14 protein-coding genes and 1 tRNA gene are annotated in these 15,630 nt (G+C 40.5%); 5 read left to right on the top strand and 10 right to left on the bottom strand.

Annotation, left to right across the window (positions count from 1 at the left end; all coding sequences use genetic code 11):
• Positions 1-435: 435 nt before the first annotated feature.
• Positions 436-735, top strand: coding sequence for a YbaB/EbfC family nucleoid-associated protein (locus tag HMPREF1517_RS02315; RefSeq protein ID WP_002884818.1), 300 nt, complete (start codon positions 436-438; stop codon positions 733-735).
• A 118-nt stretch (positions 736-853) separates the two neighbouring features.
• Here the strand turns inward: HMPREF1517_RS02315 and HMPREF1517_RS02310 are convergent, their stop codons facing one another.
• Entirely contained in the window at positions 854-1,471 is a 618-nt protein-coding gene (locus HMPREF1517_RS02310; RefSeq protein WP_037599168.1) for a hypothetical protein, read from the bottom strand.
• A gap of 1,103 nt (positions 1,472-2,574) precedes the next feature.
• Here HMPREF1517_RS02310 and HMPREF1517_RS02305 point away from each other — a divergent pair.
• Complete coding sequence (locus HMPREF1517_RS02305; RefSeq protein ID WP_037599167.1) at positions 2,575-3,276, top strand: ABC transporter ATP-binding protein; 702 nt, start codon at positions 2,575-2,577, stop codon at positions 3,274-3,276.
• A gap of 14 nt (positions 3,277-3,290) precedes the next feature.
• Entirely contained in the window at positions 3,291-5,933 is a 2,643-nt protein-coding gene (locus HMPREF1517_RS02300) for an FtsX-like permease family protein (protein WP_037599166.1), read from the top strand.
• 50 nt (positions 5,934-5,983) lie between these two features.
• Here HMPREF1517_RS02300 and HMPREF1517_RS02295 read toward each other — a convergent pair whose 3' ends face one another.
• The 3 genes from HMPREF1517_RS02295 to HMPREF1517_RS02285 form a co-directional block, all read right to left on the bottom strand.
• Complete coding sequence (locus tag HMPREF1517_RS02295) at positions 5,984-6,712, bottom strand: MerR family transcriptional regulator (protein WP_037599165.1); 729 nt, start codon at positions 6,710-6,712, stop codon at positions 5,984-5,986.
• 174 nt (positions 6,713-6,886) lie between these two features.
• Complete coding sequence (locus tag HMPREF1517_RS02290; RefSeq protein ID WP_037599164.1) at positions 6,887-7,477, bottom strand: 3'-5' exonuclease; 591 nt, start codon at positions 7,475-7,477, stop codon at positions 6,887-6,889.
• 49 nt (positions 7,478-7,526) lie between these two features.
• Entirely contained in the window at positions 7,527-8,063 is a 537-nt protein-coding gene (locus HMPREF1517_RS02285) for a DUF536 domain-containing protein (RefSeq protein ID WP_002884601.1), read from the bottom strand.
• A 503-nt stretch (positions 8,064-8,566) separates the two neighbouring features.
• Between HMPREF1517_RS02285 and HMPREF1517_RS02280 the strand changes: the two genes are divergently transcribed.
• On the top strand, positions 8,567-8,926 hold the full coding sequence (locus tag HMPREF1517_RS02280) for a metal-sulfur cluster assembly factor (RefSeq protein ID WP_037598415.1): 360 nt from the start codon (positions 8,567-8,569) through the stop codon (positions 8,924-8,926).
• A gap of 157 nt (positions 8,927-9,083) precedes the next feature.
• Here the strand turns inward: HMPREF1517_RS02280 and ilvD are convergent, their stop codons facing one another.
• Entirely contained in the window at positions 9,084-10,802 is a 1,719-nt protein-coding gene (ilvD, locus tag HMPREF1517_RS02275; protein ID WP_198017473.1) for a dihydroxy-acid dehydratase, read from the bottom strand.
• A 112-nt stretch (positions 10,803-10,914) separates the two neighbouring features.
• Here ilvD and HMPREF1517_RS02270 point away from each other — a divergent pair, with 112 nt between their 5' ends.
• Positions 10,915-12,096, top strand: a complete 1,182-nt coding sequence (locus HMPREF1517_RS02270) for an NAD(P)/FAD-dependent oxidoreductase (RefSeq protein WP_037599163.1) — start codon at positions 10,915-10,917, stop codon at positions 12,094-12,096.
• 109 nt (positions 12,097-12,205) lie between these two features.
• Here the strand turns inward: HMPREF1517_RS02270 and HMPREF1517_RS02265 are convergent.
• The 5 genes from HMPREF1517_RS02265 to HMPREF1517_RS02245 all read right to left on the bottom strand — a co-directional run bounded on the left by HMPREF1517_RS02265 (position 12,206) and on the right by HMPREF1517_RS02245 (position 15,616).
• Positions 12,206-12,292 (bottom strand) — tRNA-Ser (locus HMPREF1517_RS02265).
• 58 nt (positions 12,293-12,350) lie between these two features.
• Complete coding sequence (gene trmB, locus HMPREF1517_RS02260; RefSeq protein ID WP_037599162.1) at positions 12,351-12,992, bottom strand: tRNA (guanosine(46)-N7)-methyltransferase TrmB; 642 nt, start codon at positions 12,990-12,992, stop codon at positions 12,351-12,353.
• A gap of 9 nt (positions 12,993-13,001) precedes the next feature.
• On the bottom strand, positions 13,002-13,793 hold the full coding sequence (ccrZ, locus tag HMPREF1517_RS02255; protein WP_002884270.1) for a cell cycle regulator CcrZ: 792 nt from the start codon (positions 13,791-13,793) through the stop codon (positions 13,002-13,004).
• 57 nt (positions 13,794-13,850) lie between these two features.
• Positions 13,851-14,888: an ABC transporter permease gene (locus HMPREF1517_RS02250; RefSeq protein WP_037599161.1), complete on the bottom strand. Its 1,038-nt coding sequence runs from the start codon at positions 14,886-14,888 to the stop codon at positions 13,851-13,853.
• Positions 14,885-15,616 carry an ABC transporter ATP-binding protein gene (locus tag HMPREF1517_RS02245; RefSeq protein WP_037599160.1) on the bottom strand — a complete coding sequence of 244 codons (732 nt, stop codon included), beginning with the start codon at positions 15,614-15,616 and terminating at the stop codon, positions 14,885-14,887. The genes HMPREF1517_RS02250 and HMPREF1517_RS02245 overlap by 4 nt, the downstream gene beginning before the upstream one ends.
• Positions 15,617-15,630: the final 14 nt, after the last annotated feature.

Below are 15,630 nucleotides of genomic sequence, written 5' to 3'. Positions count from 1 at the left end.
AGGAGCTTCACTAGTAGCCGGTGTTGTGATTTTAAATTAATAAAGGTAAATAAGCTCATTCCTAAGACTGTAACCAACCCTATAAATAGTCCTACAAAAATCCCTAAAATATTGCTTTTTTTCATCGTCATCTTCTCTTTCTTTTTCTATCTCCAATCGAATTTTTGACCGGATTAACAATAAACCATTGTACACTATTTTTAACAAGTCTCATAATTTAAGGATTGGTGGCTTTGTAACTGAACTAACATTTTTATGAACAAGAAAAATCAAGTCTTAACAAATTCCTCCAATACTTCTCCTTACTTTGTTAATCAAGCTAAACATGGTATAATAGTTAAGATTTTTATACTACTTATTTCTGGGCAGAAGTGGGCAGTAAAATTTAAGAAACAGGGGCTAAACCCTTGGTATGAAAGGAATCTAGAAAATATTATGATGAACATGCAAAACATGATGAAGCAAGCTCAAAAGCTTCAGAAACAAATGGAAAAAAGTCAAGCTGAATTGGCTGCTACAACCTTCACTGGAAAATCAGCCCAAGACTTGGTCGTTGCTGAATTAACTGGTGACAAAAAAGTAGTTAACATCACTTTCGCTGATGCTGTCGTAGATCCTGATGATGTGGAAACACTCCAAGATATGACTGTTCAAGCACTTAACGATGCTCTTGGACAAATTGACGAAGCGACTAAAAAATCAATGGGTGCCTTTGCAGGTAAATTGCCATTCTAAAAAATAAAAAGGAATCTCGCGGTTCCTTTTTCTATATACTCATCTAGCAACTCAGTCATAACATACAAAAGACTTGGACAAGAAATCCAAGTCTTTTTGTGTTAGTCATATAAAAATTTTATTCTTCAACCAAGGCAAGACCTGACTGTGCGTCTTCTTCGTTTGCCAATTTATAACGATTCTTTTGACCTAAGTAAATACTCGCTGAATCCAATGAACTTTCTAAAGTAGGGTAATTCACATCCTCATTCGCTGTTTGGGAAGGTACAGGTCCTGAGATCAATAGTTCATCATCATTCTTGACATAAATCTGGTATTCTCCAACCTCGCTAGTTTGAGCTAAAATCTCATTCAACAAGTCTGGGTCAAGCGTTTGAGCTACTCCATCAACCACTTGATTAGAGTCTTGCTTATGCTCCGACGAATCCACTACCTCGGTGATAACGATGTAGTCAGGAGTTTCCTCATCTGTAGTCTTAGATTCTTCAGTTTCTGGCTGTTTTTGTCCAGGTGTTTCCTGCTTCTTCGTATCCTGAGCTTGCCCATCATGATTCTTCAAGTCCTCATCACTAACGGTTTGAACCTTAGTCATATTGGCATCTAAATCAAGTTTAGGAGTTTCTTTGACGTCAGCCGAGGCCCCACTGGTACCCATGAATAGAGCCAGAGTCCCCAAAGTAGCAATCAAGCTGATTATTGCTTTGCCGATAAAACCATTATCTTTGTTCTTAATCATAAATCCCTCACTATTTATTTGGTTAGCTCTAACTGGCTAACAAGGCGTCCTATTTACTGCTGTAGGAGGCAAAAGGTTGGTTGAGCTGTTTGACCACCCCTTCACCCAGATAACAATATTAGCATGCAATCCCCTTGATTTCAAGCGTTTCTTTAATTTTTAAGCATTTTAAACAAATGACAACTTCATGTCTTAAAATTGGTGCTAATCTATTATCAGATTAGCTTTTTTACGCTATGCAAATGGTAATTTCTTTAAGTAGTACTTAGGGAAATAATAGTTGTTTTTTAGACAGATTCTTCAGAAAGCACTTTTGCTGACTTATCTCCAAAAAAATTTTATCGGATAAGAAAATTTTGTCAAAACACTTTAAATGTAACTATAAAAAAGAATTCTTGAGACAGGAAGTCGAATTCTCAACATCCTAAAATAAGATTAGGAACTATAATTCCTCTATTAGTCAAAAGAATGCCACAACAAAAGGATTTAAGGGTAACTTTATGGAATACCCCATAATAAATAACTAATCCTAAAGATGCACATCTCTCATTTAGATATATATTTTTAAGGTGTTTACAACTTCTTTAAAAATAACTAACACACAAAAAATCATTACGAAAAGCTCTCTATTTCCCCATAAATAACTTTCCCAATATAGAAAATGTGTCCTCCAAATTCAAAAAAATGTCCGTATTCTGGATATGTCATTGCTAGAAACTATGAAAAAACTCTTTATCTATCATCAACTTTGACGGAAAACTAGATCCCCTTTGGCACCCCTATGATGAAGTATTTACCGACCTAAACTCTCCTATAATTATGGAAATTGAAAAAAATAGTATATCCACTCCGTAAAAGACTAAAAATAACCTAACTTTATAACTATTTCACCAAATCTTCACCTTACTCAAAGCTCATTTGAAATAGTATTTTCTCATATGTAAGCGCTTCGTCCACATTTCTGTCACATGTAAGAAGAACTTCTCCACTTTTAAACCTTTTTTTCCCTCAAAACCTAGATATTCCAAGGAAAATCCGTTACAATAGAGTACGGAAAGATAGGTAATTATCAGCATCATTATTTTCGTATGAAAGGGAAATTCATGGCTTATATTCAAATGAAGCATAGCTATAAACGCTATAAAACCGGTGATCTGGAAATTATCGCAAACAACGACGTAAGCTTTGATATCGAAAAAGGGGAGCTTGTCGTTATTCTTGGTGCCTCTGGCGCTGGGAAATCAACTGTTCTTAACATCTTGGGTGGTATGGACACCAATGACGAAGGCCGCGTCATTATTGATGGTAAGGATATCTCTGAATACACAGCCAAAGAACTTACAACCTATCGTCGTGAGGACGTTGGCTTTGTGTTCCAATTTTACAACTTAGTTTCTAACCTTACGGCCAGGGAAAACGTCGAACTAGCATCTGAAATCGTTCCAAACGCTAAAGATGCTACTCAAACACTGGTCGAAGTCGGTTTGGGAGACCGCTTAGACAACTTCCCATCACAACTATCTGGTGGGGAGCAACAACGTGTCGCTATTGCACGCGCCGTTGCCAAAAATCCAAAGATTCTTCTTTGTGATGAACCAACAGGGGCTCTGGATTATCAAACAGGAAAACAAATCCTGACCCTCCTTCAAGAAATGGCTCGCAAACAGGGAACAACTGTTATTATCGTGACCCATAATGCTTCTCTAGCTCCAATTGCCAATCGTGTCATTCGAATGCACGATGCCAAGATTAAGAGTGTGGAACTTAATCCTAATCCACAAAAAATCGAGGACTTGGAATACTAGAAAGGAGCAACGTCATGAAAAAAACAACTTATTGGAAAGATGTTTGGCGAACCTTTGTAGCTTCTAAAGGGCGTATGCTCTCTATTGCCTTACTTATGGCACTGGGATCCTTTGCCTTGATTGGTCTTAAAGTAACTTCTCCTAATATGAAGAAAACTGGAGAACACTTCTTCAAGACTCATCAAACAGCTGACTTGAGCTTAATCAGTACTTACAGTATCAACCAAACCGATCAGGACCTTCTCAATACAATTAAAAAGAAGAATGTAGACATCGAGTATGGTTATTTCAAAGATGCTGTCGTCAAGGGGACGAATACGGCATTTCGTATCTTCTCTAAACCTAAGAAAATCTCCACTTACGACCTTATTGAGGGGAAACTTCCTACCAAGGACGGGGAAATCGCTCTTTCCTCAACTTATAAAGAAGAATATAGCGTCGGAGATAAGATTAACTTTTCTGAGCCAGTAGATAGCTCAGGGCAAAAACAGTTAAAGGAACAAACATATACCATTACTGGTTTTGTTAATTCCTCTGAACTTCTCTCTAGGAACCGTCTTGGTAATGCCAGCGCTGGTACGGGGAAACTAGATGGCTACGCCATTGTTCCAGAGACGAACTTCACCTCTAACGATTACATGATTGCCCGCATCCGCTATAAGGATTTGGAAAATGTTAGTCCTTTTAGTGAGGAATACGCAAATAAGATTTCTGAACGAAAGGCTGAACTTAAGAAACTCTTTAAAGATGAACCTGAGAAACGCCTAACTGAGATCAAGTCTCAGTCTCAAGCTCAAATTACTCAAGCTAAACAAGAACTTGAAACAGCTCTCGCACAGACCCAGCAAATGGCTACAAGCAACGCTGCTGAAGTTGCTAGTGTCAAAGAAGCTACTACCAAGATTGAAGCCAAGCAAAAAGAACTCGAAGAAAGTCAAGCAATGGTTGATAATTTACCAGCGCCTAGCTATCAATTCTACTCACGTCGAGAGATTCCGGGTTCCGAGGGATATGTTGCTTATGAAAGTAATATTAACATCATTCACGATGTGAGTAACATCTTCCCTGTCGCTCTCTACTTTATGGCAGCTTTGGTTACCTTTGTAACCATGGGACGCTTTGTTGAAGAAGAGCGTGGTAAGGCTGGTATTTTCAACGCCCTAGGCTACAGTAATTCGCGAATTATCCATAAATTCGTCATTTATGGTTTGATAACGAGTATTACTGGTACAACCGCAGGTGTTATTACCGGTCATACACTACTTCCGATTCTAATTCACAACACTTATAAGAGCGATTTGCAGCTTCCTGCTTTTGAATTGCACTTCTACTTAGGACTTACCCTTGTGGCCTTCCTTTTAGGTCTCTTATCTGCTGTGCTACCTGCCTTTGTGGTTGCCAAGAAAGAGCTCTGGGAAAAACCTTCCCAACTCCTCCTTCCAAAACCACCTCGAGCAGGAGCTAAGATTGTCCTAGAGCGCATCACACCGCTTTGGAAACGTCTCAGCTTTACGGAAAAAGTTACCATGCGTAATATTTTCCGCTATAAGCAACGGATGTTTATGACCCTCTTTGGTGTCGCAGGTTCTATTGCGCTTCTCTTCGCAGGTTTAGGAATTCGATCTTCTGTATCTAACCTTAACCAGCAACAGTTTGAAGACATCATTCACTATGATATGATTGTTGCCAAGCAACCAAATGCGTCAAGTGCTCTGGATGAGGAACTCACTAAACTCCTCGATAGCAAAGACGTCAAAGAATACTTGAATGTCCATTTTGAAACCTTGCAAAAAATTGCCGGTACCAATAAGGACACCCAAGAAATCTCAACTCTTGTCTTTAACGACCGTGACGAAAAACTCATTGACAGTTACGTTAGCTTACATGACCGAGACCGCAATAAGACTCTCAAGCTATCTAATGACGGAGCAATTATCTCTGAAAAAATGGCAAAACTTCTAAACCTCAAGGTCGGAGATACCATTACTGTGCAAAACAGTCAGGATGAATCTGTCAAGATTAAGATAGCTGGTATCACTGAAATGTACATGGGGCATTTCCTCTTTATGAATGCTAGCTACTACCAAAAAGCTTTTGGGACACCTTCAGTGAATAATGCCAACCTTGTTACTCTCGCTGAACCAACTAAGCAAAATGTTGAAAATATGGCAGCCAAATTCATCAACTTGCCAAATGTTTACGGTGTTGTTCAAAACAACAACCTTAAACTGCAAATTAGCACTATGGTCAATTCATTGACACAGGTTATTGGTATTTTGATAACGGTTTCCATTCTCCTTGCTGTGGTTGTTCTCTATAACCTAACTAACATCAACGTTTCAGAACGTATCCACGAACTTTCAACCGTTAAGGTTCTTGGTTTCTACAATAATGAAGTATCCCTCTACATCTATCGTGAAACTATTTACCTGTCTATCATCGGTATCTTCGTAGGGTTTGGTCTTGGACAAGCACTCCACCAATATATGGTAAGCATCATTCCGCCAGATCGTATCATGTTTGATCCATCTATCGGTTTGGCTACCTACCTTTTACCAGCTGTTCTTATCGGCTTCATTCTTATTATCCTTGGCTTCGTCGTTAACAAACGCCTTGCCAAACTAAATATGCTCGAAGCTCTAAGTTCAGTTGAATAAGCTAAAAACGCCTGAGAAGCAATTCTCAAGCGTTTTTATATTCGATAAATTTATTTCGTTTTAGTCTTAGCCAACTCCAAACAGTAGGTCTTTACATGACAATGAGGACAAGTCAACTTACGAGTCCTTGGTGTATGTCCGGCAATGGCAAATTCTTTAAAACTTGGATCAAAGGTCCTATGACAATTAGGACAGAGGTATTCAAACTGCTTTCTATAGTGAAACATCACTAAATTCACTACTATAATATAAGCAGGACAGACAACAAACAAACCTCTAGGATCCTTAAAATAATAAATGACTATCAGTAGGGCTATGATATAAAGAAGACTCGCTAGACTGATGCTCCCAAATATTCTCAACTGCAAATGACGCCATGATTTTTGATTTTCCATAAGACGTGAAATGTCTGACAAATCTTCTAGTGAAAGTTGACGCCACTTAGCAGTTGCTTTTTGCAAGTGACGGGCACGTTTTAGTTTGACCTCTATTTCCTCTGAAGACTTTTCCAAGCTCTCGATTTGATCTGTCAACAAAAGCTCTAAAACCTGTTCCCTATTCTCCTCTTGCAAGAGTTTCTTGATTTGTTTGATTGAGAAGTCCAAATCTCTTAAGAAACAAATGACTTGCAGGCGTTCCAAGTCTGATTCGTGATAGATTCTCCGGCCACCTTCTGTGACTTCAGATGGCGTCAAGATACCTCTTTGATCATAGTACTGGACAGTCCTAACTGACACTTCTGCTGCTTTAGCCAACTCTCCTGTTGAAAACTGCGACATCTCAGTCACCTCCTTTTAAGATTTTCTATCAAAGGAGGACCTTGGCCACCCTTGATACCTAGATTCTACCTTATAACGCAAGGTAATATGCAAGCCCTAACCCTAGAGGATTTTCTTTTCTTACAGAAAAAGTTAGCTATCACTCTTTACACCCTTTACAGCTTCTGTAAAGCCCTAGTCGAAAAGGCCACCCAAACCTAAGGCAGCAAAAGGATTGTTACTGACTTCTTCCTGTTGCTCCAAAAGTTTGGCATTCTCATCTAATTCGAGAAACTTCTCGTAAATCTGTGCGGTCATACGAGCATCCTCCAAGCTGTTATGACCGTGTCCCTTGATTCCAAAGAAATCTGCCACGCTAGTCAACTTGAGGTTAACAATACCGTTCAAATCAGAAGCACGACGGTCAAAGGCCTCATCGAAAACATCTAAAGCATATTGCTCTTCCAAGTCTAAACCATTTTCAGCTAGAATAGGCAAATCTGATTTAAGAGCATTGTAGCCAATAAGTGGAGTGTCACCAACAAATGATTTAAAATCCGCTAAAACAGACTCTAGCTTTGGTGCCTTGGCAATCTTATCCGCTGTAATTCCAGTCAAACCATTGATAAAGGATTGCAAAGGAACATCCGAATAGACGAAAGAATCAAACTGGCCCACTTCCTCATGCTGATTCAGCTTAACAGCCGATACTTGGATAATATGGCTAATACCATCCACCGTGTTAAACTCCAAATCAAAGGCAATATAAGTTTCTAAATTTTCCATTTTAATCTCCTACAATAGTTAAAGCTGAGACTGAGTCCCAGCTTCTTTTTTATTTTCCAAATAGACGTCCAAAGAAACCTTTTTTAGAAGCTTCTTCTTGTTTGGTCTGGATTTCTTCCACTTGGGCCTTGGCTTCGTCAACCTCAACCTTAGCCTCATCAAGTTCCAGTTTAAGCTCTTCCTTGTCCTTCATAGCAGTCAAGGTCAATTGCTGCTGTTGATCAATTTGCTTGTCCTTTTCGGCAATTTGAACGTCTTTAACACGCAATTGGTCATCCATGTTAGACAACTGCTCGTCCTTAGCTTTCAACTGAGCATAGAGACGGGCAATCTCAGAGTTTTTCTCGTCTACAAGAATCTCCAACAACTCACGTTGTTTTGTTTCTTCATCGATTGGCTCATCGTCAAAGATGGTTTTCTTGTAAATTTCCTCCAACTTAATTAAGCCACTGCGTTTAACGACAGTAACCCCTTTAGCATTTTTTTCTAGATCTTCTTCTGGAAGTTGTTTGACACGATTATTGACTGCTTGACGACTAACACCAAGGATTTCAGCAATCTCGCTGACTGTCTTTTCAATACTCATAATAGCCTCATTTTCTCTTGAAATGTCTTACTATGAGAATATCACAATCACTCCTTTCTGTCAATTTGACTAGTTATTCTGGATATCTGAAGGACTTTTTTCCTTTCACTCTTCAAACAATTTACTTGATTGGAAGCTAAGCTTTTGGTAAACTATGTGTGGGTATAAATGTATATAGAAGGAAAGTCTTTGACTTAAACAATCGGTACTTCCAAATTGGGTTTGGTCGGTATCAGATCTGTTGTATCTAGGAATGGTGGGAACAATTCCACAAGGTTTGGGATTTTCATTCTTGCTCCAATTTTTGATGGTATTCGAGCAACCTTGGTTGCAAAACGACTTGATATTGAAGCATAAATCACATTATCTTCAACGGTTTGACTGTTGGAGTTTTTTTATTGTTACTTTACTCGCTTACTAAAGCCTCATATTGCCATCCGAGATTGAAAAAAGCCCTAAATTATGCCATAATAAACAAAAGCAAAATAGAAAGAATGAGTCCTATGAAAAACTTCCGTGATGATATTAAGGTCAATGATTTGGCCCAGCCCTTCTTAGAGCCAATCGTCGAACAAATGACCACTGTATTCGATCCTGAGATTGAGCTAGACATTTACAACCTTGGTTTGATTTATGAAATCACTGTCGATGAAAATGGCCACTGCTACTTCCTTATGACCTTTACTGATACTGGTTGTGGCTGTGAAGAGACTATGCCTTATGAAATCGCTGAAAAGCTAAAATCCATTGACGGTATTAACTCTGTCAAGGTGGAAACCACTTATTCACCAGTCTGGAAGATGACACGCATCAGTCGTTATGGACGTATCGCTCTTGGTATCTCACCTCGAGGCGGAAAATAAAAGGAAAACCGATTGGACATTTCCAACCGGTTTTTTTGAGGCTAACAGCAGATAGACGATCACTTTTTCATGATGCTGCCATCAACTGTCTCAGGATTTAACACCAAAAAATCACATCGAACAAATGCCCGGTGTGATTTTGTTTTATATCATATCATTAGGCTTTACCTGATTTATCCATGTTCCAGAAGTCGGTAACGGCACCACGTGACGCTGAAGAAACGATGTGAGCGTATTTACCGAGGACACCACGGCTATAAAGTGGTGGCAACTCAGTTTCGGCTTTACGTTTCGCCAACTCTTCGTCTGAAACGTGCATCGTAATTTCTTTGGTATCTTGGTCAACTGTAACCATATCACCTGTACGGAGGTAGGCAATAGGTCCACCAACCTGAGCTTCAGGAGCAATGTGACCAACAACGAGTCCGTAAGTACCACCTGAGAAACGTCCATCTGTCAAGAGGGCAACCTTGTCCCCTTGACCTTTACCAACAATCATTGAAGACAAGGACAACATTTCTGGCATACCAGGACCACCCTTAGGACCTACAAAACGTACAACAACTACATCGCCATCAACGATTTCATCAGAAAGAACTGCTTCAATGGCATCTTCTTCTGAGTCAAATACTTTAGCAGGACCAGTGATGTTACGAACTTTAACCCCTGATACTTTGGCAACCGCACCTTCTGGAGCCAAGTTACCTTTCAAGATAATCAATGGACCATCAGCACGTTTAGGATTTTCAAGCGGCATGATGACTTTTTGACCTGGTGTCAAATCATCGAAGGCCTCCAAGTTTTCTGCAACAGTCCTACCAGTACATGTGATACGATCACCGTGAAGGAAACCATTCTTAAGAAGGTACTTCATAACGGCTGGTACACCACCAACATTGTAAAGATCTTGGAAGACATATTGACCTGAAGGTTTCAAGTCAGCCAAGTGAGGCACACGCTCTTGGAAATCGTTGAAATCTTCAAGTGTCAAATCAACGTTAGCTGCATGAGCAATAGCGAGCAAGTGAAGTGTCGCATTTGTTGAACCACCAAGTGCCATTGTGACAGTGATGGCATCTTCAAAGGCTTCACGTGTCAAGATATCTGATGGCTTAAGACCTAGTTCAAGCATCTTAACAACTGCACGACCTGCTTCTTCGATATCTGCTTTCTTCTCAGCTGATTCTGCAGGGTGAGATGATGATCCTGGAAGGCTCATCCCCATTACTTCGATTGCTGTCGCCATTGTGTTGGCAGTATACATACCACCACAACCACCAGGGCCAGGGCAGGCATTACATTCAAGATCTTTAACCTCTTCTGCGGTCATATCACCGTGGTTCCATTTACCGATACCTTCGAAAACAGAAACCAAGTCGATATCCTTACCGTTAAGGTTACCTGGTGCAATGGTACCACCATAGGCAAAAATCGCTGGAATATCCATGTTAGCAATGGCAATCATAGAACCAGGCATATTCTTATCACAACCACCAATAGCAACAAAGGCATCGACGTTGTGACCACCCATAGCTGCTTCGATTGAGTCAGCGATGATATCACGAGATGTCAATGAGAAACGCATCCCTGGTGTCCCCATGGCAATACCATCTGCAACAGTAATCGTACCAAATTGAACTGGCCAAGCACCCGCGTCTTTAACACCTTCTTTGGCAATTTGACCAAAACCGTGCAAGTGGATATTACATGGTGTATTCTCAGCCCAAGTTGAGATAACCCCAACAATAGGCTTTTCAAAACTATCATCCGTCATCCCAGTCGCACGAAGCATGGCACGGTTAGGTGATTTAACCATGCTATCGTAGACAGATGAACGGTGTTTCATGTTATTTTCAGACACGATATTTTCCTCCATAGTTAATAACTATTCTAATTTAAACTTCTACTCCTATTCTAACATAAATTATCTAAAAAAACTGACCATTTACAAACTATTCTCCCTTTTTAAATTATGCTAAAATAAAGGCATGAAACATTTTGATACTATCGTTATTGGCGGGGGTCCTGCTGGCATGATGGCGACTATTGCCTCAGCCTTCTATGGCCAACAAACCCTTCTGATTGAAAAAAATAAACGTCTCGGTAAGAAACTAGCTGGTACTGGTGGTGGACGTTGTAATGTTACTAACAACGGGACTTTAGACGATCTTCTAGCAGGTATTCCAGGTAATGGCCGTTTCCTCTATAGCGTCTTTTCACAATTTGATAACCACGATATCATTGCTTTTTTCGAGGACAATGGTGTCAAACTCAAGGTTGAGGATCACGGACGTGTCTTCCCTAAGACAGATAAATCACGGACCATCATCCAAGCTCTGGAAAATAAGATTCAGGAACTTGGTGCTAGCATCCTCACCAATACAGAAGTTGTCTCCGTCAAAAAGGTTGATGAGCAATTCCAAGTTAAGTCTTCGGACCAGACTTTTACCAGTGATAAACTCATCGTCACAACTGGAGGAAAATCTTATCCATCGACTGGTTCAACTGGTTTTGGACATGATATTGCCCGCCATTTTAAGCTCCAAGTCACTGATCTTGAAGCTGCGGAAAGTCCACTCCTAACCGACTTCCCCCACAAGGCCTTACAAGGAATTTCTCTTGATGATGTCACTCTGTCCTATGGCAAGCACAAGATTACCCATGACCTTCTTTTCACACATTTTGGTCTATCTGGTCCAGCTGCCCTACGTCTTTCCAGTTTTGTCAAGGGTGGTGAGATAGCTCATCTGGACTTTCTTCCCAACCAAAGCCAAGAAAATCTCAAGGCTTACTTGGAGGAAAGTCGCGAGAAATCTGTCAAAAACACCCTCAAAGCTCTTGTACCTGAGCGTGTCGCTGAATTCCTAGCAGAAGACAAGGCTGATAGCAAGGTTAAACAACTGCATCCCAAAGACTTGGAAAACATTATCAGTCAGCTTAAGGGCATGGAAATTCCAATCACAGGTAAAATGTCACTTGCCAAATCCTTTGTGACTAAAGGTGGCGTTGACCTTAAGGAAATTAATCCCAAGACTCTAGAAAGTAAAAAAGTCCCTCACCTACACTTTGCAGGAGAGGTCCTTGACATCAATGCCCATACTGGTGGCTTTAACATTACTAGCGCCCTCTGTACCGGTTGGGTAGCAGGGATTCAGAGCCCTTGGGACTAAGGATTGAGTCCTCCTATCATAAAAAGCTGTTAAAACCCTCTTCTTTTTAATTACTATACCTAAAAAGTGTCCCTTCTAAAACGGAAGGGACACTTTGTCTATTTCTCAAAGGAGAGGAGGGGATTCGAACCCCCGAGCCCCGTTAAGGACTACACGCTTTCCAAGCGTGCGCACTCGGCCTCTATGCGACCTCTCCACATCAAACGATTAGCCATCAATAGCTTAATCGTTATTTTTAATCAAGTTTTCAATAATTAATCTTTAAACTGAGCCTCTACTCGGTAGATGACCTGACCTTTTTCTGAAAACTTACGCTCGTACTCAGTCATGACATTGCCCTCATAATCACTTGCATGAAGGTCCAACCAAACTTTGTTGAGAACCATTCCATACTGCGAAAAGCTCGCCAAACTGTATTCGAAAAGTCCACGATTGTCTGTCTTAAAGTGAATCTCTCCGTTTTTAGGCAGAATTTGCTTATAAGTATCTAGGAAAGTCTTGTAAGTTAGACGACGTTTCTCATGACGGCTCTTAGGCCATGGATCTGAGAAATTCAGATACATCATATCCACTTCGCCGTCTTCGAAATAATTGGTCAAGGAAGATCCATCCACACGCAAGAGTTTGACATTTTCAGCACCAGAAGCCAAGACCTTATCCAAGGCGTAACTCAAAACAGACAACTGAATATCAATACCAATGTAGTTGATGTCAGGGTTTTGTTGGGCCATACCAGTAATGAAGGCCCCTTTACCAGATCCTACCTCGATATGGACAGGATTATCATTACCAAAAAGCTCATGCCACTTACCTTTAGCAGCTTCCGGCTCAAGAATAACGTACTGAGGATGGTTAGCTAGGTGTTCCTCTGCACCTTTACGTTTTCTAACTCGCATGTCTACTTTCTAATATCTGTGCAAGGTCTCTCTAAATTTACGAAGTTCATAAATCTCTCGGTTGGCATGTTCCATATCACGGCTATCAAAGAATTTTGAAATCTGTGTCAAATATGAAAATTGCCCATACCAGTAAATCTTGTCCATCACAAGGTCATTGTTCTTATAGCCATAGTATGACAACCACTGTGGCCAATGTGCCAATGGGATATAATGGCTGAGGATCTGCGCCACATCATACATACGATCTGTTAGACGTACAGAATCCCAATCAACCAAATAAATCAATCCTGAGGTTGTGATGACAAAGTTACTATGACGAGCATCTCCATGAACAATTGTTGCAATCTCCGCACGAAACTCTGGAAGATGACGTTTCAAATCTCTAACAACGTCTTGAAGGAAGCCATTCTCACGCAATTGGTAAGCAGCGTTTTCCTCCCACTCGTGTAGAAGATCAAAAGGATTTTCAATATGATAATCCAACTGCAAGAGTTGATTAACCAAGTGTTTAGAGCGGTGCAAATTACCAAGAATTTGGATAATCTGTTTACTGTTCATGTCATGTTTGGTCAAAATACGACCATCAAGCCACTCCTGTGCACTCATCATGTCACCATTTCCCAGACGCTTAGCCCACAAGAGCTGCGGTGCAATCTGTTCCTTGGCAAGAGCTGCCAAGATTGGTGTTGTATTCATCTTCACAAAGACGCGATCTCCGTTTGGGTAAGTTCCCATATAGGCCTTACCACTATTTCCTTTGAGAGGAGTCAGGCTCAAATCTTTATCTGTTGATGTCACCTAGGCATCTCCTTTTTCTTTAGTCATTCGTTTCTATTTTAACTTATTTAATAGGTGTTAGTCAATCATCTTCTTAAGCTTGGCTGGTAGGTAAACAAGGCTCAGAACTAGCATCATTCCAACCAAAATCAGACTAAACTTAAGGTCGAAGAGACAAATAGCCTGTACCAAAGTCAGTACAAGTACAATCTGGCTAATCAAGCGCTTAAGATTGCTTACCTGCATGTCTTTTCCAACTGGCATAAGGTTAGCCATTCTCTGATAAGCAAAGTGCGATTTAAGTGCTGTGAGCTGGAAGAGCAAGAGGTAGTCAAAAACAACCACAAGCACCATAGCCAACCATTTTTCAGGAACCAAAAAGATAACTAGAAGCGTTAAAGCAAAAAGTCGTAGGCTAAGGGCAAAGTAATCTCCAGAACGCAAGAAGGCCCTTAGGTAAAGATTGTACCAGGTATGTTCCTTGTCTTTCTTTGTACGTTTGAGAATAGCATCCAAATAAGAACGGCGTTTAACACTCGACGTAATCCCCTTAACATTGGTAAAGAGTGAAAAGAACTTCAGAATCGATTGTTGACGCTTGTTTTCCGCTGCAATAGCCTCAGTCCAATTCAGGCCAGACTGTCTATAAAAAGGTTGGGCCTTTTTCTGGAAAATAAAATACTTAAGAATAGCCATAGCCACAGCTACAAGGATAACTCCCCAAACTGGAAGTCCCAAGGCTAAAAAGAGAGGAATAACCAAAATAAAAATCAGGGTTTGTACTATTACCCAAAATCTAAAAGCACGCCCTGTTGCCTTCTTAACATGGTCTAGCACCTCTTCTTCCTTAACCAAAAGGTAGTGCTTGTCCGCAGGTTCTAGATAAGTAGCAATATTCCCCCAGAAAGGTAATAACAGACACAGCACAAGCAAGCCAAGAATGATTGCCCACGGATTTTTTGGAAAATGCTTCAGCAACTGGCTATACTGAACTAAGACAAAGCCTAGCAGAAAGAGAAGAACCAAGATAAAATGATCATTAAAAACGTAGCGACTATACTTAGCACAGCGGGTATTGAATCGCTTGCTACGCTCCTTAAATAGCTTAGCTATCATGACAATTCTCCCTTAGTTAACTGCATGTAGATATCGTTAAGACTAGCACTATCGTCGCCAAAAGTCTGACGGAGCTCCTCGAGAGTCCCCTGTGCTAAGACTTGACCGTGATGCAAGATCACAAAGCGATCACACATCTTCTCAGCTGAATCCAAAACGTGGGTAGACATGAGAATCGCCTTGCCCTTAGCTTTTTCCTCAGCTAAAAGCTCAATTAGGTCGGAGATTGCCAAGGGATCCAAACCCAAGAAGGGTTCATCAACAATGAAAAGACTGGGGTTAACAATAAAGGCACAGATAATCATGACCTTCTGCTTCATTCCCTTTGAAAACTGAGTCGGAAACCAGTCCAATTTTTCATCTAATCGAAAGAGTTTGAGGTACTTGTCCGCACGTGCCATCCCCTCAGTCACATCAAGACCATAGGCCATCAACACCGTTTCCAAATGTTCACGAAGCGTCAACTCTTCATAGAGACTTGGCGTTTCAGGAATATAGCCAATCTTCTGACGATAACTTGCCGAATCTTGCTGTATGGTCAAACCATCAATAGCAATCTGTCCTCCATAGGGTGTTAAGAGACCAATAATCTCGTTAATTGTTGTTGATTTTCCGGCACCATTAAGACCAATGAGGCCAATCAATTCACCATCAGCCACCTCAAAAGTCACATCTTTTAGGACGGGAATATTAGCGTAACCACCCGTCACCTTTTCTAATTTAAGCATTATCTTTTCTCTCT

Origin of the sequence: Streptococcus sp. ACS2 (assembly GCF_000525585.1) — a bacterium.
Lineage (GTDB): Bacteria > Bacillota > Bacilli > Lactobacillales > Streptococcaceae > Streptococcus.
Note: the sequence above shows the minus strand (reverse complement) of the source record. Positions and strands in the feature narration are given on the sequence as shown.